The following is a 20,460-nucleotide window of genomic DNA, read 5'->3' as shown; positions in this document are numbered from 1 at the left end:
GGACGGGGGCATGATCGGCGCGATCCCGCACCTCTGGAGGCCCTCCGCATGTCCGCACCCGTCGAGTTCTCCGTCTGGGCGCCGCTCCCCGAGCGCGTGCGCCTGCAGGTCGACGGCGCCGTCCACGACATGCGGCGCGACGACGGCGGCTGGTGGCGGGCCGAGGTGGAGGCCGGTCCGGAGGCGGACTACGGGTTCCTGCTGGGCGACGACGACACGGTGCGGCCCGACCCGCGGTCGCGGCGGCAGCCCGAGGGCGTGCACGGGCCGTCGCGCCGGTTCGACCCGGGCGCGTACTCCTGGGGCGACGGCGCCTGGACCGGGCGGCCGCTGGCCGGCGGGGTCGTCTACGAGATGCACGTCGGCACGTTCACGCCCGAGGGCACGCTGGACGCGGCGGTCGACAAGCTCGGCCACCTCGTCGACCTCGGCGTCGACTTCGTCGAGCTGCTGCCGGTCAACGCCTTCAACGGCACCCACAACTGGGGCTACGACGGCGTCCTCTGGTACGCCGTCCAGGAGACCTACGGCGGGCCGGCCGCCTACCAGCGGTTCGTCGACGCCTGCCACCAGCGGGGGCTCGGGGTCATCCAGGACGTCGTCTACAACCACCTCGGCCCGTCGGGGAACTACCTGCCGCTGTTCTTCCCCGTCTTCGCCGAGGGCGGGGCCAACACGTGGGGGAACTCGGTCAACCTGTCGGGGCCGGACTCCGACGAGGTGCGGCGCTACATCATCGACAACGCGCTGATGTGGCTGCGCGACATGCACGTCGACGGGCTGCGCCTCGACGCCGTCCACGCCCTGGTCGACGAGCGGGCCACGCACGTGCTGGAGGAGATGGCGCAGGAGGTGGACAGGCTCTCGGTCGCCGTCGGCCGGCCGCTGGCCCTCATCGCCGAGAGCGACCTGAACGACCCGCGCCTGGTCACCCCGCGGGTGGCCGGTGGGCTCGGGCTGACCGCGCAGTGGAGCGACGACTTCCACCACGCGCTGCACTCCTCGCTGACCGGCGAGGGGCAGGGCTACTACGCCGACTTCGCCGAGGCCGGCCTGGGCGGGCTGGCCAAGACGCTGACCGGGGCGTACTTCCACGACGGCGCGTGGTCGAGCTTCCGCCGGCGGCACCACGGCCGGCCGGTCGACACCGCGCTGCTGCCCGGCTGGAAGTTCCTCGGCTACCTGCAGGACCACGACCAGATCGGCAACCGGGCGGTCGGCGACCGGATCTCCGCCTCCCTCTCCCCCGACCTGCTGGCCGTCGGCGCGACCATCGTGCTCACCAGCCCATTCACGCCCATGCTGTTCATGGGCGAGGAGTGGGGTGCGTCCACGCCGTGGCAGTTCTTCACCAGCCACCCGGAGCCGGAGCTGGGCAAGGCCACCGCGGAGGGGCGGATCGGCGAGTTCGCCGAGCACGGGTGGGACGCCGACGTCGTCCCCGATCCGCAGGACCCCGAGACGTTCATCCGCTCGAAGCTGGACTGGTCGGAGCCGGGCAAGGAGCCGCACGACCGGCTGCTGGAGGTCCACCGCACCCTGCTGGCGCTCCGCCGGGCGCAGCCCGAGCTGGTCGACCCCGACCTGACCGCCGTGGCCGTGAGCTGGGACGACGACGACCGCTGGTTGGCCGTGCACCGCGGCTCCCTGCGGGTGGTGGCCAACCTGGCCGGCGAGCCGCGCGAGATCGACCTCGACCGGCCCGCCACCGGCGTGCTGTTCACCACCGGCGAGCAGCCGCGCATCGACCGCGAGACGGTGACGCTGCCGGCGGAGACCGCGGTGGTGCTGACCACGTGAGGCGGCTGCTCCCCGACCCGGCCGACCTGGCGCCGGACGAGGTCGGCGCGGCCTACCGGCTGCCGCCCGGCCGTGCGCTGCGGATCAACTTCATCGCCAGCCTCGACGGCGCGACCACCGTCGCCGGGCGCAGCCGCGGCCTGCAGTCGCCCGGCGACCTGGTGGTCTTCCGGGTGCTGCGGGCGCTGGCCGACGTCGTCCTGGTCGGGGCGGGCACCGCCGCCGCCGAGGGGTACGGCCCGATGACCGACGACTCGGTCGTCGGCCGCATGCGCGTCGAACTGGGCCGCCCGGCGACCGCGCCGATCGCGGTGGTGTCGCGGCGGGCGTCGCTGGAGCCGGGCAGCCGGCTGGCGGTGCCGCCGACGATCCTGGTGACCTGCGCGGCGGCGGACGCCGGACGGCGGGCGGCGCTCGCCGACGCCGGCGTGCAGGTGCTCGTGTGCGGCGAGGACGACGTCGACCTGCCGGCCGCCCTCGACGCCCTGGCCGAGCGGGGGCTCACGCACGTCACCTGCGAGGGCGGGCCGCAGCTGCTGCGCACGGCCCTCGAGGCGGGCGTGGTCGACGAGCTCGACCTCTCGATCTCCCCCGCGCTGGTCGGCGGCGAGGTGCGGCTGCTCGGCGACGTGCCGCTCGCCGACGTCGTCCGGCTCGACCTGCGGCAGGTACTCGAGGAGGACGGGATGCTGTTCACCCGGTACGGCGTGCGCCGCGCCGCGGGTTGACCCGCTCCGCCGACGCTTGAGCCGCGCCACGGCCCGGCTCCACGGTCGCTCGACCGGCTCCACCTCCCAGGAACGCCGCGAGGGCGGCCCGGGAGAACCCGGACCGCCCTCGAGAAAGCTGCTGAGCTCAGACCGCCGCACCCTGGTCGAGGCGGAAGGTGACGTCGAAGCTGGCGGTGTCACCCTGCACCAGGTTGTTGGTGCTGTCGTCGGGAAGGGAGATCTGCAGGACGATGCAGGTACCGGCGCCCGGAGCGAGCGTGGTGGCGGGGAACGCAGCGTTCCAGTTGGCGAGGGTCGACACGGTGCCGAGGGCGTAGGACTGAGACGCGAGCGCCGTGCACTCGGCCGCCGACGCGGCCGACGTCATCGACCCGCGCACCGTGGCGAAGTTCTGGAACTCGCCGTGACCATCGTTGCCGCAGGTCGTGTCGCCGGCATCGGACTCCGGGTCGAGGCAGCCGTGCTCCCAGCTCTTCAGGTTGCCGAAGCTGGCCTTCAGGACGCCGTTGAAGTCCGAGTCCTTGTTGTTCGCGACGAAGTAGGCGAGATCCACCGACTGGCCGGGGTTGAGGTCGGCCGGGTCGACGTTCGCGGTGGTGGACTGGCCCGTGTTCAGCGTGAACTGGCCGGAGCCGACCTCGGTGCTGAGCGTCTCCTCTGCGTTGAAGGCGGCGAAGGTGCCGCTGGCGCCGAAGGCGACGAGGGCGGCGCCGCCCATGGCAGTGGCGGCGAGGACGATCTTCTTCACGGTGTCTCCTGTGGGGTGTCACCGTCACTGCGACGGTTTCTCGCCGGCCCCGTGCGCGGCGAACGGCATCGAGACTCCGGTCCCGCCCCACCCCCGGGCATCGTCAGATCTGTTGATTGCACCCCCATCTGGAACTCGTTCGTCACAATCGAACCGCTCGGCGCAGTCGCCCCTGCTTTACAGCCTCAACCCACGGACGGTCGGAGAGGCGTGTTCTGCTGCCTCCAGCGAGCTCTGGGGGGCAACAGCTGATGATCACCGCACTGCGCAGCACCGCCGCTGCGTCAAGACTCCACATCCAGCGCCGCGTCGGGCCCGGCCGTGTTGTCGCACTGCTCGCCGCCGTCGCAGTTCTGGCCGGGGCTCCGCTGGAGGCCCGGCACACGGTGCTGGCCGTTGCCGCCTCGCTCGGCTTCATGGGCGCCGGAGCCGGCTTCCTGCTGCGACACCGGGTGACGGGGACCCGCTCGGCCTGGGACACCGGCTGCGGTCTGATCCTGCTCGGCCTGCACCGGCCCGCGTCCGTGGCCTGCGACGCCCTCGTCGGTGACCGTGCCCCCGTCGTCGTGCCCGCAACCGCAGTGCTGTTCGTGCTCGCCGCCGCGGCGGCCTGCCTCCGCGCGGCCGCGCCGCACCGTCCGCGCCGCCGCGCCGTGCTCGTGGCCGGCGTCGGGGGCGCGGCGTTGACCGCCGCGCTCGTCCCCCTCGCCGCCGGCCCCGCCGTCGAGGTGGTGGCGCGGGGCGCCAGCGTCCTCCTGGTCGGCGTGCTGTGGAGCTCCGTCGCGGTCGCCGCGTGGCGCGGCGGCACCCTCGACGACCGGGACCGCGCCTCCACGCGTGCCCTCGCCGGCATCGCCCTGGCCGTGGGCGTGCTCGGCGTCCTCAAGTCGCTGCCCGCCGTCCTCCCCGTCACGGCGCCAGCCGTGCAGACGGTCGCCGACATCGCCCTTCTCGCCGTCGCGGTCACGGCGGTCATCACCGCTCTGCGCCGGCTCGACGACGCCCTCGCCGGCCAGGAGCGGTACGCCGCCGGGCTGCTGGAGCAGCTCGCCGGCCACGAGCGGCACCTGCAGGCCGTGCGCGCCTGCCTGCACGATTCGCGCGCCGTCGTGGCCGGGGTCAGGGCCGGCAGCTCGGCCGTCCGACACCTGCCGGCCTCCCCCTCCCGCGCAGACCTCGAGGCGGCGGTCGCCGCCGAGCTGGGCCGGCTCGAGCGCATGCTCCGGCTGCCCGAGCGGCCCGCGACGGCGGAGGCGGTCGACCTGGACCAGCTGCTCCGGCCGCTCGTCGTGAGCCACCGCGAGCGCGGCCTGCGCGTGGCCTGGGCTCCGGTGGAGCACCCACCGGTGGTCGTGGACGGCGACGCGCTCGCCGTGATCGTCAGCAACCTCCTCGGCAACGCCCTCGCCCACGCGCCGAAGGCGCTCTGCCACCTCAGCGTCGACGTCGACGACCGGCTGACGGTCACCGTCGCTGACGACGGCCCGGGGCTACCGCCGGCCCGCCGTGCGGCCGTGTTCGAGGCCGGCGCCCGCCGGTCGGGGAGCCCCGGCGAAGGGCTCGGGCTGGCGATCTCCCGCGATCTCGCACGGCGCCACGGCGGGGACCTCGTCGCGCAGGACGTCGCGACCGGCACCCGCTTCGTGCTCACGCTGCCGGCGACCCCTGCCCCGGCGGGCCTCCCGACGCCTCGCGACGGCCAGTCCGTCGAGGCCGTGGTCACCGCCCGGAGTGCCGCGTGACCGCCCCGGTCCTGCTCGTGGACGACCACGCCCTCTTCGCCCAGGCGGTGCAGATCGGCCTGCGAGCGACGGGCTTCGCCGCGCAGCGCGTGGCTCCCCGGTCGTCGGAGCAGGTCGTCGCCGACATCGCCGCCGCCGCGCCCACCACCGTCCTCCTCGACCTGCGGCTCGGCGCTGATGAGGACGGTGCCCCCATCGACGGGCTGGACCTCGTCGAGCCCCTGACCGGGCTGGGGTGCCGGGTCGTCGTCGTCACCGGTGAGACCGGCGACGCGACCTGGGGCACGGCGGTCGAGCGCGGTGCCGCGACAGTGCTGCCCAAGGACACCGACCTGGACCGGTTGGTCGCGGTGGTGGCCGCCGTCGCCGCCGGCGAGCAGGTGCTCGACGACGGGCGGCGGCAGGACCTGCTCGCCGCCGCCCGCCGTGCGCGCAGCGAGGAAGCCGCCCGGCTGTCCCCCTTCGCCCAGCTGAGCCGGCGGGAGGACGAGGTCCTCCACGCGCTCGCCGACGGCCTGTCCGCCGCGGCGATCGCGGCGGCCGCCTTCGTCAGCGAGGCGACCGTGCGCACCCAGATCCGGGCGATCCTCACCAAGCTCGGGGTGTCGTCGCAGCTGCAGGCCGTCGCCCTGGCCCGCCGGGCCGGCTGGCTCGACCGCGTGCCCAGCGCTGTCCTCGAGCGCTGAGACCGCACGCCGGACGCCCCGTCCGGCGACCTGCGATCAGCGGGGGGCGACCTGGACGGCCACGTCCGCGCTGTCGCTGAAGCCCCCGTCGCCCTGGGACAGGGTCACCCTGAGCCCGCCGGTCCACCTCTGACCGAACGCCGTGGCCTCGACGGTGATCGTCGTCGTGGCGCCGCTCGCCAGCTCGAGCAGGTCGACCCCGTGGCCGTCGGCGCTGCACGGCCGGATGCCCTGCGCGGGTGCCCCCTCCTCCGGCGCGGCGGTCACCGTGATCTTGGGGCAGTCGGCGAGCGGCCTCCCCTGGGCGTCGATCGCCGTGACGGTGAGCACCGCCTCGACCGAACCGCCGTTCGTCACGGCGACCGACCCCGATCCGCGGGGCGGCACCAGCACGAGCGTCGCGGGCGAGGCCGACACCGTCACCTGACCGGCGCCCACTGTCACCGGGATGCTGGCGTTGTCCGAGAATGCCGCGGACGTCGTGCCGACGCCGGTGAGCAGCGTCGCGGCCAGCACGGTCCCGAGGGCGAGCGTCGTCCGGGCCCTCACGCGCCGGCTCCTTCCACGACCGGGCGCCGACGACGCCGGCTCCACCAGAGGAACAGCACGAGTCCGAGGAGCACGACTCCCAGGAAGAGGGAGCCGTAGGTGAGCACCAGAGCACCGAGCGAGGTCTCCGCGGCCTGGGTGCGGACGTCGACCGAGTCACCGTCCACCGCCACTGGCGTCGTCTGCTCGCCGAGCAACGGGGCGCTGCCCTCGCCGACAGGTGCCGTCCCGTCGGCCGCAGCTGCGGTGTCGTCGGTCGCCGTCCCGGCAGCGGCCGGGCCACCCGCCGCGTCCGGTCCGCCGGCTGCCCCCTGGGCGCCGGTCGCGCCCTGACCGCCGCCCCCCGTGCCCCCGGCGCCCGTGACCGTCGTCGCGGTGTCGTCCTCGGCGGTCGTCGAGGGCGTCGACCGAGGCGGCGTGACGCCGGGGAGCTCGGCCAGGGTGCGCACCGCGAACCTTATGGAGTCCGACTGCGCGAGGTTGTCGTCGTCGTCGCTGGGGAAGGCGAGGTCGATCGCCAGGCACCCGGCTCCGTCGACGGAGAGGATCGCCTGCTCGTCGGGATCGGTGAGGATGAGTTCCTCCCGGGCACCGGAGGTGCGGCAGACACCGTCGACCAGCTGACCCGCCGTCACGAACGCCGTCAGCTGGCCGGCCAGGTCGCCCTCATCGGCACCGCACGTCGTGTCCCCGGCCGCCGTCTCCGGTTCCAGGCAGTCGTTCTCGGCCTGCACCAGGTCGACGACCGAGACGCCCAGCCGGTCGGCCTGCGTGGCCCAGGCGGTGGGCAGCCGCACGGTGATCGTCAGATCGCCTCCTGGCGCCAGCCCGGCGCCGGCGACGGCCGGGACGGCGGTGGCGACGAGAGCCGGGAGGATGAGCGCCGGGACGGCGAGCCGGCGCAAGGACATGCGGCCACCTTCATGCGGGGGCGCGCCCCCGCGCATCGTCAATATCGATGATGTCGCCGCGCGGCCGCGACGGGAGCATCGAGGACGTGCACACCCTGCGTCGCGTCGTCGCCTGGGTCCTCGGCGTCGTCCTGCTCGCCGCGACGGCGGGCGCTCTCGGGATCGCCCTCTACCCCACGGTCACCTCGGGCGCGGCGATGGCGGTGCTCAGCGGCAGCATGTCGCCCGCCCACCCGGTCGGGTCCATGGTCTTCACGCGCCCGGTGCACCCGGCCGACGTCGTCGTCGGCGACGTCATCACCTTCCAGCGCCCGTCCGACCCGGCCGAGCTCGTGACCCACCGCGTCCTCGCCGTCGACACCTCGACCGGCGCGCCCGTGTTCACGACGAAGGGCGACGCCAACGACGGGGTGGACCTCGACCCGGTCCCGGCGTCACTGGTGCAGGGCCGGCTGTGGTTCGGCGTCCCGCAGCTGGGGCGGGTCGCGGCGGTCCTGCACAGCCCGCAGGGCGTCGGCTTCCTCGTCCTGCTGATCTGCGCGGTGGTCGCTGCGCATCCCGGCAAGCGCAAGGAGCAGGCGGCCGAGCCCGTCGGTGAGCCGGCACCCGAGCCGCGGCGCCCGCGGAGCGGTCCGGCGCGGGAGGCGGCGGACGAGGCGCGCACCGTGAGCCTCTACCGGGTCGATGCCCCGGTCCGGGCCGTTGCGCTGCCACCGGTACCGCCGTCCCGCGGGATCCCTGCCCGACCCCGGGCCTGACCGACCGACGCCCTCCACGGGTGACACCGGCGCGGTGACCGCGCCCGACGTCGTGCCCGGCTGGTCTACTGACCTGCATGGACCTGCCCCTGCTGCCGCCGGTGAAGCCGATGCTGGCCAAGGCCTCGACGAAGCTCCCCACCGGCGAGGGCCTGTTCTACGAGCCCAAGTGGGACGGTTTCCGGTGCATCGTCTTCCGCGACGGCGACGAGGTGGAGCTGGGCAGCCGCAACGAGCGGCCGATGACCCGCTACTTCCCCGAGGTGGTCGAGGCGGTCAAGGCGGCGCTGCCGGAGCGGTGCGTCGTCGACGGCGAGATCGTCATCCAGAGCGGCGACCGGCTGGACTTCGAGGCGCTGCTGCAGCGCATCCACCCCGCGAAGTCGCGGGTCGACCTGCTGGCCGAGCAGACGCCGGGCACCTTCGTCGCCTTCGACCTGCTCGCCCTCGGCGACGAGGTGTTCCTCGAGACCCCGTTCGCCCAGCGGCAGGCCCGGCTGCGCGAGGTGGTGACGACGACCGCATCGGTGCACGTCACCTCGATCACCCGGGACGCGGCGACGGCGCAGCGCTGGTTCCAGGAGTTCGAGGGCGCCGGGCTCGACGGCGTCGTGGCCAAAGCCGCCGACCTGCCCTACGGCCCCGACCAGCGGCTGATGACCAAGGTCAAGCACGTGCGCACGGCCGACTGCGTGGTGGCCGGGTTCCGGTGGCACAAGAGCGGGCCGATCGTCGGCTCGCTGCTGCTGGGGCTGTACAACGACTCCGGCGACCTGCAGCACATCGGCGTCGCGGCGTCCTTCCCGATGACCCGGCGGGCCGAGCTGGTCGAGGAGCTCGAGCCCTACCGGGCGAACGCGCTGAGCGGTCACCCGTGGCAGGACTGGGCGAACGCGCAGACCAACGGCGAGGGCGAGCACCGCATGCCGGGTGCCGTCAGCCGGTGGAACGCGGGCAAGGACCTCTCCTGGGTGCCGCTGCGCCCCGAGCTGGTCGTCGAGATCAAGTACGACCAGCTGGAGGGGCGGCGGCTGCGGCACACCGGCCAGTTCCTGCGCTGGCGCACCGATCGCGACCCCAAGAGCTGCACCTACGACCAGCTCGACGTGCCGGTGCGGTACGACCTCGCCGAGGTGCTCGACGGGTGAGCCTTCTCTCGATCGCCTGCGACGGCATCGAGGTCCTCCTAGGCTCGTGATCATGCGTCGTCGATCCACCCTGCCCGTCGTCGTGGCCGGGCTGCTCCTCCTGCTCACCGGCTGCACGTCCTTCACCGGCTCCATGGCGGCCGAGGAGACCGCGGCCGCGGCGAGCAGCTCCGCCGCTGCCGAGCCGGCGGCCGCGGAGATCGAGTGGACGGACTGCAGCGAGCAGATCCGGCCGCTGATCGAGGGCCGGCCCGGGTCGGAGCGGCCGCTGACCTTCGAGTGCGGCCGCACCGAGGTGCCGATCAGCTACGACGAGCCGCAGGGCGCGACGCTGCCGCTGTTCCTGGTGCGGGTGACGATGGCCGGGCAGACCGACCGGATCGGCTCGCTGGTGGTGAACCCGGGCGGGCCGGGCGGGTCCGGGGCGGACGCCGTCCTCGGCTTGGCGCTGCGGATGCCGGAGCAGGTCCTGCAGCGCTTCGACCTGGTCGGCTTCGACCCGCGCGGCGTGGGGCTGTCGACGCCGGTCGAGTGCATCTCCACCGACCTCAAGGACCGGCTGATCGCCTCGGAGCCGCGGCCGACGACGGAGGCACAGCTCGACGAGGCGTTCGGGCTCGCCGACGAGGTGGCGGAGGACTGCGCGGAGGAGTACGGCGACGCGCTGGGCAGCTTCAACACCGTCGACACCGCGCGGGACATGGACCTGCTGCGCGAGGCGCTGGGCGACGAGCAGCTGACCTACCTCGGCTACTCGTACGGCACGACGCTGGGGTCGACCTACGCCGAGCTGTTCCCGGAGAACGTCCGCGCGCTGGTGCTCGACGCCGCGGTCGACCCGTCCACCGACCCGGTGGAGGACGCCGAGGCGAGCGCGGCCGGCCTGGAGGCCGGGTTCGACGCGTTCTCCCAGTACTGCACGGCGCTCATCGCCGGCTGCCCGATCGGCGCCGACCCGCGGCAATTCGTCAACGACCTGCTGGCGCAGGCGGCGGCGACCCCCATCCCGAGCTCGACGCCGGGCGAGACCCGCACCGCCACGGCCGGTGTGGTGTGGAACGCGGTCCGGGCGGCCCTGTACAGCCAGGAGGCCTGGCCGCAGCTGGCGCAGGCGCTGGCCGCGGCGTCCCAGGGTGACTCGGCGGGGGTGTTCACCCTGTCCGACAGCTACTCCGGGCGGCTGCCCGACGGCGGCTACTCGAACCTGTTCGACGCCAACATCGCGATCAACTGCGCCGACACGTCCACCGACGCCGCGGTCTCCGAGGACGAGGTCCGCCGGCTGGCCGCCGAGTGGAACGTGACGTACCCGCTCTTCGGCGCCGGCGCCGCGACCGGCCTGTACACCTGCTCGGCCTGGGAGGCCGACCGGACGCCGCTGCCGGAGCGCGACGCCGCCGGCTCGGCGCCGATCCTCGTCGTCGGCAATTCCGGCGATCCGGTGACTCCGTTGCCCGGTGCGGTGGACATGGCGGAGGAACTGGAGTCGGGCGTGCTGCTGACCTGGCAGGGTCAGGGCCACACGAGCTACCCGAAGACGCCGTGCGTGACCGACGCCGTCAACGCGTACCTCATCGACCTGACCGCGCCCTCCGACGGGTTGACCTGCCCGGCGGCCTAGGCGCCCCGACGGGCCGCGCCGCCCGAGGAAAGGAGCGCCCATGGCCGCCAGCAAGGACGCCGTCGTCCTGGAGATCGACGGGCACGAGGTGCGCGTCTCCAACCCCGAGAAGCCCTACTTCGCCGAGCGCGGCATCCGCAAGATCGACGTCGTCGAGTACTTCGTCTCGGTCGGCCCCGGGATCCTGCACGCGCTGCGCGACCGGCCGACCACGCTGGAGCGCTGGCCCGGCGGCGTCTTCGAGGGCGCGCGGCTGTCGACGCGGGTGGACAACACCGGGGACGCCTTCTACCAGAAGCGGGTGCCCAAGAACGCGCCCGAGTGGGTGCAGACCGCGCACATCACCTTCCCGAGCGGGCGGACGGCGGACGAGATCGCGCCCGACTCCGTGGCGGTGGTCGCCTGGTGCGCCAACCTGGGCACGCTGACCTTCCACCCGTGGCCGGTGTCGAAGTCCGACGTCGAGCAGCCCGACCAGATCCGCATCGACCTCGACCCGCAGCCGGGCACCGACTTCTCCGACGCCGTGTGGGTGGCCCCGCACGTGCGCGAGCTGCTCGCCGAGTTCGGCATGCAGGGCTGGCCGAAGACCTCCGGCGGCCGCGGCGTGCACATCTACGTGCCGATCCAGCCGCGCTGGACCTTCCCCGAGGTGCGGCGCGCCGTGATCGCCTTCGGCCGCGAGCTTGAGCGCCGGCTGCCCGACCGCGTGACGATGTCGTGGTGGAAGGAGGAGCGCGGCGAGAAGATCTTCATCGACTACAACCAGATGGCCCGGGACCGCACGATCGCCTCGGCGTACTCCATCCGGCCCAAGCCGCACGCACCGGTCTCCGCGCCGGTGGACTGGGACGAGCTGGCCGACGTCCACCCCACCGACTTCGACGTCCTCACCATGCCCAAGCGCTTCCGGGAGGTCGGCGACAAGCACGCCGGCATCTCCGAGCACTCGTTCGGCATCGAGCCGCTGCTGGAGCTGGCCGAGCGGCAGGCGGCCGACCAGGGGCTGGGCGACCTCCCCTATCCCCCGGACTACCCGAAGATGCCGGGCGAGCCGATGCGTGTCCAGCCCAGCCGCGCCAAGCGTTCCACCAGCGAAGACGAGTGATCCGGGGCCGCTCGGAGGGCTACGGCGGCACTCAGCTCATCGCCGATCCGGGAAGGCGTGAGGGGCACGAACGCCTCGCAGATGACCTCTCACCAGTACCCGAACTGCTCATGTGGCGGGCGGCTGGCCACGTCCCACACCGGCATGCTCCGCCTCCGCGCCCTGATCCGGTCGTCCGGCCGCCGTCTGGGCACAGGGTCGCCGTGCGCGACGTCCGGCGGCCCGCCGGACGTCCGGCGCGCTGCTGGTCAGGTGACAGTGGCGTTGGAAGACTCGCGGTAGGCCGTCGGGCTCATCCCGTACCTGGCCTTGAACGCCCGGTTGAGGTGCGAGGCATCGCAGAAGCCCCAGCGATTCGCCACGTCCGTCACGGTGACGTGCGGGCCCTGCATCTCCAGCTGACGGGCCGCCCGCTGGAGGCGTAGGTCGCGGACGGTGGCGCCGAACGTGGTCTCGTGTCCGTCGTACAGCTGGTGGAGCTTGCGGACGGAGATGCCGACGTGCCGGGCCGCTTCGACGGCGAGCACCTGCCCGTGCGGCAGCCGTTCGTGCACGAAGCGGGCGATGGACGCCCGCAACGCGTCGTCGACAGAGCTGCGGTCGTCACCGTCCTTCTCGAACGCCCCGAGCGCATTGGCGATGACCTCGGTGCAGGCGTGGTCGAGGGCGAGACGTGATGCGGGGCTCAGCTGTGCCCGCGAGCGCCAGAGGCTCCTCATCATGTCGGCGGCGACCGCGCCGGCCCCGGACCGGGCATCGATGGTGCATGCGGTCCGCAGGGCCGGCTGCGGGATGAACGGCAGCATCTGCTCCCGGGGGATCTTGAAGGACAGGACCCGCCACGGGGAGCCGTCGGGCGACTCGTCGAACTCGAGCACGTAGGGCCGCGTCGTGTCGAACACCGCGAACGACCCCGGCGGCACGACGCACCTGCGTCCGTCCTGCTCGCCGCGACCCGTTCCGTCCAGCTGCAGGTTCACGAAGATCTGCTCGTCGCGGCCGCGCCGGACCTCGGCCGGTCCGTGGGTCAGCCGCTGGGTGCACGAGACGACCTCGGTCGGGGTTGAGTCCGCCAGCCGTTCGGCCCGGACCCAGCCGGTCAGGCCCTCACCCCAACGGCTCCGGCTGAGGTGCTGCCGGGTGCGCACCGGCGCCAGCGGAGCACACGCCTCGCAGACGACGTCAGCCCAGTAGGCGAACTGGTCCTTGGGCGCCAGGCCCTCGGTCGACCAGGTCAGTTCCATGGCTCACCCCAACCGCGCTCGATGCCGACGTACTATCCCGTGCACGCGGCCGTCCGTCACCAGACGCCGGTGGTGGAGCCTCCGTCGACGGTCAGCACGGCACCGGTCACGTAGTCCGAGCCGGTGAGGTACAGGACGGCGTCGACGACGTCCTGTGGCACACCGGTCTTCCCGTTCGGGGCGAGCGTCCGGAAGAACGCCCAGTTCTCCTCACCGCGCGGCAGGAGCGGGGTGTCGATGACGCCCGGAGCGACCGCGTTCACGTGGACCCCCGACCCGGCGAGCTCCAACGCCAGAGCCCTGACCGCGTGGTCCAGCGCACCCTTGGTGACGGCGGTCATGAAGCAGGGCAGCTTCACGTTGGGCTGCAGCGCGATGCACGCGGTGACAGCGAGGATGTGGCCGGACCCGTTCGCCGTCATATGGCGGGCGGCCTCCTGGGCTGGGTAGACGAAGCCCTTGACGTTGGTGTCGAGCATGGCCTCGACGTCGTCCACGGAGAAGTCGACGACCGGCTTCGCCATGAAGATGCCCGCGTTGGCGATCAGGATGTCGACCCTGCCGAACTGCTCGACAGCCCGCGCGAACAACGTGGCGGCCGTCTCCGGCCTGCTGATGTCGCCCTCGACGAGGAGGAAGTTGGCGGGGTTGCCGAGGGCGGCCGCGGCGTCCTCCAGCCTGGCCAGGGTGCGGGCGTTGCCGACAACGTTGTAGCCGAGCTTCAGGTACGCCTCGGCGACGGCGAAGCCCAGGCCGCTCGAGGCTCCCGTCACGATCGCTGTCTTGGTGGATGTCATCGCGCTTCCCATCTGGAGGAGCTGGTGTGGCCGGCCTGCGGGCCGCCGTGTGGAGCGCCCGAGGTTCAGGGAACGTCGGACGAGCTGAGCGGGTCGTACTCCGCGCTCTGGATCACGGCGTGCAGCGCACGTCGGCGCACGCCGAGGTTTCCCCCGCCGAAGACAGGGAGGGCGAGGGCGTCCTGCAGCAGCCCGTTGAGCGGGTTGGAGAGGTCGTAGCTCTCGACGCCGACGACTCGTGTGAGGTCGGTGATGACGCTGACGGCGGTCTCGGAACCGAAGACCTTCGCGCAGTTCGCGAGCTCGGCGGCCGCGACGCTCCCCGCGTCGATGGCCCGGCAGGCACGCCAGGTGAGGGACCGACAGGCCTCCATCCGCACCTTGGCGTTCACCAGCTCGTACCCGACCGCTTGATGGTCGATGATCGGCACCGCGCCGCCACGCCGCTCCGACTTCGCGAACTGCAGGACGTGGTCGAAGGCCGCCCGCATCAGGGCCACCCCCACGACACCGACGAGTGCGGACGCATCGGCGAAGGACTCGGACACCAGCCGGAGGCCTGCCCCCTCCCGGCCGATCAGGTTCCGGCGGGAGGTCCGCACGGCCTGGAAGGAGAAGTCCGGCAGGAAGTGCGCGCGGAACCCGGGTGAGTCGATGACGCCCTCGAGGACCAGACCGTCGACTGGTCCCTCGACGGCGAGGACCGACACCCCTTCTACCGGCGCAACCGCAGGGTCGGTCCGCACGACGACGCACAACAGGTCCGCCCCGCTGCCGTCCCAACCGGTGGCCGACGAGACCCATCTCTTGCGCCCGTTGATGATCCAGTCGTCGCCGTCGACGCGGGCGGCGGTGCGCACACCCTCCCCAGGAGCAGGCGACCCGGCGTTCGCGCTGCCGCCGGGCTCGGAGGAGCAGAACCCCGCGAGCGGTGCTCCGTGCCCGGTGAGGAACGGGGCCAGCAGGCGCGACTGCTGCTCCCGGCTTCCCCCGACGACCACCGGCTGCAGGCCGAGCACGGTCCCGACCAGCGTGAGAGCAACGCCGGGACTGCCGCAGAACAGCTCCTCGGTGAGGAGGGCGACGTCGGTGAGGCACGAGCTGTCGCCGCCGGCGGTCTCCCGGATGCACGCCCGGAGGAAGCCACCGGAGACCAGCTGCTCGTACGCCGGCTTCGTCGCAGCGAACCGCTCAGCAGGAGTGGGCAGCTGTTCCGCACTCGCCTTGACGTCGCGCAGCACGTCCTCGGCGAAGCGCCGCGCCTTCGTTCGCAACTCGCCCTGACGCGCGGTGGGAGCGGAAGCGAGCGGCATCCTGCATCAGGCCTTTCCCGTTCTCCGCGAGGCGCTCGATCCCTGCGGACGACGACGGTCGTGGTCGGCGAAGATGCCGCCGGTGCCGACGTTCGCCGTTGCGGCATGGTGTGCCGACGGCTGGGGCCCTGACGTGGAGATTCGCGCATGGCGACGTGGACGTGGGTGCACACTCAGGTTGAGACAACTCACCGGCAGGAGGGGCAGGCCGCACCGCCCGCGGCGGCCGTGCGCAGGCACTTGAGCAACGCAGGAAGGCGGGATCCCTTCGGGACGAGGGCGTGAGCCCCGGCAGGTACCGCCCCGGGGCGCGCTCCGGAGGCTTCCCCGGTCACGCGATGACCCGAACCCCGGGTTGAGCGGCTCTCAGCGCTGCTGTTGCCGTCAACCCGTCCCTGGCCGGCATGGACAGGTCCATGAGCAGGACGTCGGGGTGCAGGCGAGCAGCGGCCTCCACCACCTGGGACCCGTCCGCACACTCGCCGACAACGGCGAGGCCATCCTCGTCCGACAGTGCCTCGGTCCGCCGCCTACCACGGGGGTCGGGCCGGGGGAAGGACGCCGCCGTTCTCGGAGAGGACGACGTCCTCGAGGGCCCGCCGGAGTCCCGCCAGGGCGTCGGCTCCGGCTATGTCGGCCCAGCGGTGCTCGATGTCCGTCTGGATCGCCACGGACGCCGACACCGCAGCCCGGCCACGGGCGGTCAACTGCAGCGGCTTTCGCCGCCCGTCGTCCCGCCCCGCCCCCACCCGGACGTAACCGTCAGCCACGAGCGTCCGGACCAGCTTCGCCGCCCCCTGCTTGGTCATCCCCAGTCGTGCGGCGAGCGCCGAGGCCGTGTCCGCCCCGGTGCTGATGGCGTTGAGAGCGAACCCGTGCGCCGGCCGCAGGGCCGGATGCCCAGCCGACGCCAGTTCCGCGTGCAGCGACTCCAGCGCAGTGGACAAGGCCATGGCCAGCAACCGGACGAGCGGTACGGCGTCGGCGGGAGGTGCCGGTGGGGTCAGCGGCGCCGACGGCACCTCCTGCGCCGGGTTCAGCGGGCCCACGGCACGGGCACCGGCTCGGCGCCGGCCGCTCGTGCCTTCCCGCCGGGGACGGAGGACGTGACCGTGACGGCACCGCTGTCGCCGGCGACGAGGCGGCGCTCGGCGCCGGCCGGCAGCAGCACCGAGTCGCCGGTGGCGAGCCGCTCCCGCGCGCCGTCCAGCTCCGCTACGAGAGCACCCTCCACGACGACGACCACCTGGTCGACGTCCACGGAGTGGACAGGCCCGGCGGCGCCGGGCGCCATCTCGGTCCGCCACACGGCCACGGGCGCAGGCCGTGCGGTGGTCGGGCTGGCATAGGTGCGCATGGTCGCGGCCGGCGTCCGCACCACGCGGGCCTCGGACAGGCGGATGAGGCTCATCGTCGAACTCCTCCTCGGAAACCCAAGTCGGACAACCTGGTTGACCAACCATAGGAGTCGTCAACCAGGTTGTCTATCCGTTCCGCAGCGTTCCGCCGCGCGTTGGCAGTGATGACCTCGACCAGCCGCGGCCACGCGCCGGGCGGGAGGTCGTGCCCCATCCCGGCGATGAGTTCCAGGCGGGCGCCGGGAATGGCGTCCGCCGTGGCCCGCCCACCCGACGGGTGGCACATCCGGTCGGCCGTGCCGTGGACGACGACGGTCGGCACGGCAACCGATCCCAGGGCGGCCGTCCGGTCACCGGCGGTGCGCACCGCGCGGTGGTGCCGTCGGCGCCCGTCGCGGGCGTCGGGATCACGCGCGAGGGCCAGCGCGGTGACCCGCCGCAGCTCGTCGACGTCCTGGGCGAAAGCCGTGGAACCGATGGACGCGAAGACGCGCACTCGGCGTTCGATCGCCTCGGCTTCGGTCCTGGCCGGGCGGGCGAACAGGTGGCGCAGCACCCGCCACGAGGTCCGGCCCGCGCCGCGACGACCGGTCGTGGACATGAGCGAGGCCAGGGACCGCACGCGGTCCGGATGCCGGACGGCCATGACCTGGGCGATCATGCCGCCCATCGACGCCCCGACGACGTGGGCGGAGTCGACCGCGAGCGCATCGAGCAGGCCGGCGGCGTCGTCGGCCATGTCGTCGAGCGTGTACCGGTGACCCGGCAGGTGCGTGGACCGACCGGCGTCGCGGTTGTCGAACCGGACGACCCGAAAGCCCTCGGCAGCCAACCGCCGGCAGAACTCCTCCGGCCAGTGGACGAGCTGGAATCCCATCCCCATGATCAGCAGCATCGTGGGGTCTTCCCAGGCCCCGAAGGCGTCGAAGCAGAGGTCGACGTCGCCTACGGCGACGGTGCGCGGCTCCTCGTACCGGACGTGGCTCATGTCGCTGCCTTCTGCTCACGCGCGTCGGACAGCCGCCGCCGGGCCTCGTCCCACGACACGGGCAGCCCGTCCGCCGGAACCTCCCAGAACGCGAAGGTCGACCCGGCCATCGCCGGCCGGTGCCGGACCACGGCGCCCGCGTGCGGCTGCGTGCGTACCAGCGCCTCCAGTGCGGCACGGTCGCGCCAGGCGCTGAGCGTGAGGAACTCCCGGCGCAGCGGATGCGCGACCAGCGAGACGCCCAACGCCCCGTCAGCCGCGCGCACCTGGCGGTGGATGCGCATCGAGTCCAGGAAGAAGCGCGGCACGTCCCGCAGGCGCCGAACTCGGAAATGCGAAGCCATGACCAGTGCGGTCGCACGGGGCTCGGACAGGGACATCCACGGCAGGGTGGGCATCGGAACTCCCAGGAAGAGGGCGTCTTGACGCCGACAAGTTGGCCTGACCGGTCAATCTTGTCAACGACAATATGGCCGTTAGGCTCGCGTTCGTGACGCGCCCGAGCAGCCGGCCCTACCACCACGGGAACCTTCGTCCCGCCCTGCTGGAGGCCGCGGTGGAGGTCATCGACGAGCATGGTCCGACCGCCGTCAGCCTCCGCGACCTGGCCCGCCGGACAGGCGTCTCGCACGCCGCTCCCGCGCACCACTTCGGGGACAAGGCGGGCCTCCTGACGGCGGTGGCAGCGCAGGGCTACGAACTGCTGGCCGAGGCGCTGGACACGGCGTCCCGCTCGGGCGACTTCGCCGAGGTCGGGGTCGCGTACGTGCTCTTCGCCGCCAGGCACCCGGGCCACTTCTCGGTCATGTTCCGACCGGACCTCTACCGCACCGACGATCCCGACGTCGTGGCCGCCCGTAGCCGGACCACCGCGCTGCTCCGTGACGGCGCCCGCGCCCGGTTCGGCACCCCCGACCGCATCCGCGCCCTCACGGCCTGGTCTCTGGTGCACGGCTTGGCCACCCTGGTGCGAGACGGCGCGGTCGTCCCCGACCCCGGCTCCGATCTCCAGACCCTGGCACGCTCGGTCACCCACGGCCTCACCGGCCGAGCAGCCGCCCGGTAGGTGCCGCTCGAGTCGTCACGGCCGGGAGCCAGCTCGACGACCCGGTTCGGCAAGCAGGCTCCTGTCCCGCTCGGGCGGCGCGCCGTCGAGCCCGCAGGCCGTTGCGCCACCGCACGAGCGGGTGGCGCAACGGGTTCCGTGTGTGATCGCGAGATCCGCCGCGGGAGGCTCGATGGCACCGCTCGGTTACGTGGGTTACCTCACGCCGGTGGTCGACGCCGGGTGGGTCCGGGCCGGACTGCGTGGCCGGACGGGGGCGATCCACTGTGCCGCGGCTGCCTTTTCGGCCTCCGGTCCGATCGGGTGGGTCTCGGGCCGGTGAAGCCGACGACCCACGGCGAGGACGACGGTGAGCAGCGCGACGGCGGTCACCATCTGCCAGTCCCAGTCACCGCCCTGGACGGCTTCGATCTTCTGCGCGGCGTTCCAGGAGGCGTGCTGGACGCCGACCGCGAGGATGCTGCCACCGGTAGCGAGGAGGTGCATGCCGACGAGGTACCGAGCGAAGAGCGCGGTCACGAAGACGACCCCGATGCCGGTGAGGATCTGGGATCCGCTGGGGTCGCCTTCGAACTGGAGCGGCACGTGGATGGCCGCGAAGAACACCGCGGTGATCAGGGAGGCGATCAGGAGCCCGTGGCGGGCCATCCACCGGGTCTGGGCGAACCCGGCCCAGGCGGTCTCCTCCCACAGGTTGAGGGTGAGCGCGCCGAAGACCAGCGTGTTGAACAGGTACCAGCCGATCTCGGGGACCCAGCCGCGCTCCGGGCTGACCAGCGTCCCGGAGACGGCGGCGATCGCGACGGTGAGCAACGGGACCCCGAAGAGGATGACGGCCCAGCGCCAGGCGCTGAACCGCCACTGCACGACCCGGGACAGCAGCTTCCGGACGCCGGCCGCGCCGTCGGCCTTCCAGGTGATCAGCAGTGAGGAGCCCAGGAGGGCGACGAAGACCAGCAGGAGGAGGAACGGCTGCAACGGGATGCCGGCCAGCAGCGGGATGACGAGCCCCGGCACGCCGATCAGGAAGGCGAGGGTGAGGAAGGCGGCGAGCGGGTGGCGTCCGGCGATGTTCCGGCGGGGTTCGGCGCCGGCGGGGAACGGGTCGATGCGGTTCATGACGGCTCCTTGTTCGTGGACGGGCGGGCGGTCGCGGTGCCGTGGGCTGGTGCGCGCGGCACCGTTGCTGCGTCAGCGGCTCTGCAGGGCGTCCAGCGCGACGGCCGTGCAGGCGGCGACGCGGAAGTCGAGCCGTGGATCGGGGGCGGTGACCGTGTACCGGTCCCCGACGGCCTTCTGCCGTTCACTGATCAGCACCGGCTGACCGGTGTTCCTGTCCACGAAGTCGAAGTGGAAGACGAAGGGCACCCAGATCTCGCCGAGGTAGGGGATGAAGTCCCAGATCCGACGGAGGATGGCGATCAGCGGACGGCGTTCCTGCCCGATGGCGTCGATGCCGGGCGCCGAGAGCCGCCACGTCGAGCGGAGCAGGCTCGCGGCGAAGTCCTTCTTGAACGAGCCGAGGACGACGCCGTTCTCGTCGAAGACGTCGTGATCGGCGTGGACATCGAGACGATTCCGTGCCCGGAAGGAGAAGACCCGCCGCGTCTTGGTCTCGTCGGCGAAGAAGTCGACCTCTTCCTTCAGCTTCAACCGCTTCTGCTCGGCGAACGCCAACAGGTGGCCCTCGCCGCCGTCGGGGTTGGCGGCCCGGATCTCGTAGCGGTTGACCATCACGGTGATCCGCTGCCTGATGAAGAACTGCGGCACGAGCATCGCAGCCGACGGTGGACGTGCCGGCTGAGGCATGGATGTGGTCACGGGTGTGCTCCTGTTCGGGTCGATGGCTGCCTGTGGGCGAGGGGCGCCGGCGCCGGTTCGGCGGTGAAGAC

General features: G+C 72.9%; 22 protein-coding genes. 9 read left to right on the top strand and 13 right to left on the bottom strand.

The window, feature by feature from the left end; all coding sequences use genetic code 11:
• Window positions 1-48 precede the first annotated feature (48 nt).
• Window positions 49-1,800: a malto-oligosyltrehalose trehalohydrolase gene (gene treZ / locus ACI797_RS08775; protein WP_456858237.1), complete on the top strand. Its 1,752-nt coding sequence runs from the start codon at window positions 49-51 to the stop codon at window positions 1,798-1,800.
• Window positions 1,797-2,528, top strand: coding sequence for a dihydrofolate reductase family protein (locus tag ACI797_RS08770; RefSeq protein WP_456858236.1), 732 nt, complete (start codon window positions 1,797-1,799; stop codon window positions 2,526-2,528). Before treZ ends, ACI797_RS08770 begins: the two co-directional genes overlap by 4 nt.
• 127 nt (window positions 2,529-2,655) lie before the next feature.
• Here ACI797_RS08770 and ACI797_RS08765 read toward each other — a convergent pair whose 3' ends face one another.
• Entirely contained in the window at window positions 2,656-3,279 is a 624-nt protein-coding gene (locus ACI797_RS08765) for a hypothetical protein (RefSeq protein ID WP_456858235.1), read from the bottom strand.
• Between the two features lie 251 nt (window positions 3,280-3,530).
• On the opposite strand from ACI797_RS08765, the gene ACI797_RS08760 reads away from it, so the two are divergent.
• Both ACI797_RS08760 and ACI797_RS08755 read left to right on the top strand, forming a co-directional pair.
• Window positions 3,531-5,021 carry a sensor histidine kinase gene (locus ACI797_RS08760; protein WP_456858234.1) on the top strand — a complete coding sequence of 497 codons (1,491 nt, stop codon included), beginning with the start codon at window positions 3,531-3,533 and terminating at the stop codon, window positions 5,019-5,021.
• Window positions 5,018-5,707, top strand: coding sequence for a LuxR C-terminal-related transcriptional regulator (locus ACI797_RS08755; RefSeq protein ID WP_456858233.1), 690 nt, complete (start codon window positions 5,018-5,020; stop codon window positions 5,705-5,707). The genes ACI797_RS08760 and ACI797_RS08755 overlap by 4 nt, the downstream gene beginning before the upstream one ends.
• A gap of 36 nt (window positions 5,708-5,743) precedes the next feature.
• Here ACI797_RS08755 and ACI797_RS08750 read toward each other — a convergent pair whose 3' ends face one another.
• Entirely contained in the window at window positions 5,744-6,256 is a 513-nt protein-coding gene (locus ACI797_RS08750; RefSeq protein WP_456858232.1) for a hypothetical protein, read from the bottom strand.
• A complete protein-coding gene (locus ACI797_RS08745) occupies window positions 6,253-7,167 on the bottom strand; it encodes a hypothetical protein (RefSeq protein ID WP_456858231.1) in 915 nt (304 codons plus the stop codon). The genes ACI797_RS08750 and ACI797_RS08745 overlap by 4 nt, the downstream gene beginning before the upstream one ends.
• Before the next feature lie 47 nt (window positions 7,168-7,214).
• Between ACI797_RS08745 and ACI797_RS08740 the strand changes: the two genes are divergently transcribed.
• The 4 genes from ACI797_RS08740 to ligD all read left to right on the top strand — a co-directional run bounded on the left by ACI797_RS08740 (window position 7,215) and on the right by ligD (window position 11,802).
• Window positions 7,215-7,925, top strand: coding sequence for a signal peptidase I (locus ACI797_RS08740; RefSeq protein ID WP_456858230.1), 711 nt, complete (start codon window positions 7,215-7,217; stop codon window positions 7,923-7,925).
• A gap of 77 nt (window positions 7,926-8,002) precedes the next feature.
• Window positions 8,003-9,073, top strand: a complete 1,071-nt coding sequence (locus tag ACI797_RS08735) for an ATP-dependent DNA ligase (RefSeq protein WP_456858229.1) — start codon at window positions 8,003-8,005, stop codon at window positions 9,071-9,073.
• A 52-nt stretch (window positions 9,074-9,125) separates the two neighbouring features.
• Entirely contained in the window at window positions 9,126-10,694 is a 1,569-nt protein-coding gene (locus ACI797_RS08730) for an alpha/beta hydrolase (RefSeq protein ID WP_456858228.1), read from the top strand.
• A gap of 40 nt (window positions 10,695-10,734) precedes the next feature.
• Window positions 10,735-11,802: a non-homologous end-joining DNA ligase gene (gene ligD, locus ACI797_RS08725; RefSeq protein ID WP_456541598.1), complete on the top strand. Its 1,068-nt coding sequence runs from the start codon at window positions 10,735-10,737 to the stop codon at window positions 11,800-11,802.
• Window positions 11,803-12,050: 248 nt separating this feature from the next.
• On the opposite strand, the gene ACI797_RS08720 is transcribed toward ligD, so the two are convergent.
• The 8 genes from ACI797_RS08720 to ACI797_RS08685 all read right to left on the bottom strand — a co-directional run bounded on the left by ACI797_RS08720 (window position 12,051) and on the right by ACI797_RS08685 (window position 17,882).
• On the bottom strand, window positions 12,051-13,046 hold the full coding sequence (locus ACI797_RS08720; protein WP_456858227.1) for an AraC-like ligand-binding domain-containing protein: 996 nt from the start codon (window positions 13,044-13,046) through the stop codon (window positions 12,051-12,053).
• 56 nt (window positions 13,047-13,102) lie between these two features.
• Entirely contained in the window at window positions 13,103-13,819 is a 717-nt protein-coding gene (locus tag ACI797_RS08715) for an SDR family NAD(P)-dependent oxidoreductase (protein WP_456858226.1), read from the bottom strand.
• An 89-nt stretch (window positions 13,820-13,908) separates the two neighbouring features.
• On the bottom strand, window positions 13,909-15,156 hold the full coding sequence (locus ACI797_RS08710) for an acyl-CoA dehydrogenase family protein (RefSeq protein WP_456858225.1): 1,248 nt from the start codon (window positions 15,154-15,156) through the stop codon (window positions 13,909-13,911).
• A 331-nt stretch (window positions 15,157-15,487) separates the two neighbouring features.
• Window positions 15,488-15,670, bottom strand: coding sequence for a response regulator (locus ACI797_RS08705; RefSeq protein WP_456858342.1), 183 nt, complete (start codon window positions 15,668-15,670; stop codon window positions 15,488-15,490).
• Between the two features lie 16 nt (window positions 15,671-15,686).
• The gene (locus ACI797_RS08700) at window positions 15,687-16,205 is read right to left on the bottom strand and encodes a MarR family winged helix-turn-helix transcriptional regulator (protein ID WP_456858224.1); all 519 of its coding nucleotides are present in this window, start codon (window positions 16,203-16,205) and stop codon (window positions 15,687-15,689) included.
• Window positions 16,193-16,567 (bottom strand): cupin domain-containing protein, encoded by a 375-nt coding sequence (locus ACI797_RS08695; protein ID WP_456858223.1) that lies wholly within the window; start codon window positions 16,565-16,567, stop codon window positions 16,193-16,195. The genes ACI797_RS08700 and ACI797_RS08695 overlap by 13 nt, the downstream gene beginning before the upstream one ends.
• Window positions 16,564-17,502, bottom strand: a complete 939-nt coding sequence (locus ACI797_RS08690) for an alpha/beta fold hydrolase (protein WP_456858222.1) — start codon at window positions 17,500-17,502, stop codon at window positions 16,564-16,566. Before ACI797_RS08690 ends, ACI797_RS08695 begins: the two co-directional genes overlap by 4 nt.
• Window positions 17,499-17,882, bottom strand: a complete 384-nt coding sequence (locus ACI797_RS08685; RefSeq protein ID WP_456858221.1) for a hypothetical protein — start codon at window positions 17,880-17,882, stop codon at window positions 17,499-17,501. The genes ACI797_RS08690 and ACI797_RS08685 overlap by 4 nt, the downstream gene beginning before the upstream one ends.
• A 110-nt stretch (window positions 17,883-17,992) precedes the next feature.
• On the opposite strand from ACI797_RS08685, the gene ACI797_RS08680 reads away from it, so the two are divergent.
• Window positions 17,993-18,568, top strand: coding sequence for a TetR/AcrR family transcriptional regulator (locus tag ACI797_RS08680; RefSeq protein ID WP_456858220.1), 576 nt, complete (start codon window positions 17,993-17,995; stop codon window positions 18,566-18,568).
• Window positions 18,569-18,763: 195 nt separating this feature from the next.
• On the opposite strand, the gene ACI797_RS08675 is transcribed toward ACI797_RS08680, so the two are convergent.
• Window positions 18,764-19,687: a CPBP family intramembrane glutamic endopeptidase gene (locus ACI797_RS08675; RefSeq protein ID WP_456858219.1), complete on the bottom strand. Its 924-nt coding sequence runs from the start codon at window positions 19,685-19,687 to the stop codon at window positions 18,764-18,766.
• A gap of 72 nt (window positions 19,688-19,759) precedes the next feature.
• Window positions 19,760-20,344, bottom strand: coding sequence for a hypothetical protein (locus ACI797_RS08670; RefSeq protein WP_456858218.1), 585 nt, complete (start codon window positions 20,342-20,344; stop codon window positions 19,760-19,762).
• Between the last annotated feature and the right edge of the window lie 116 nt (window positions 20,345-20,460).

It is taken from the genome of Geodermatophilus sp. SYSU D00691, assembly GCF_054050275.1.
The sequence above is the reverse complement of the archived record's forward strand: the minus strand, read 5'-3'. Positions and strand labels throughout refer to the sequence as shown.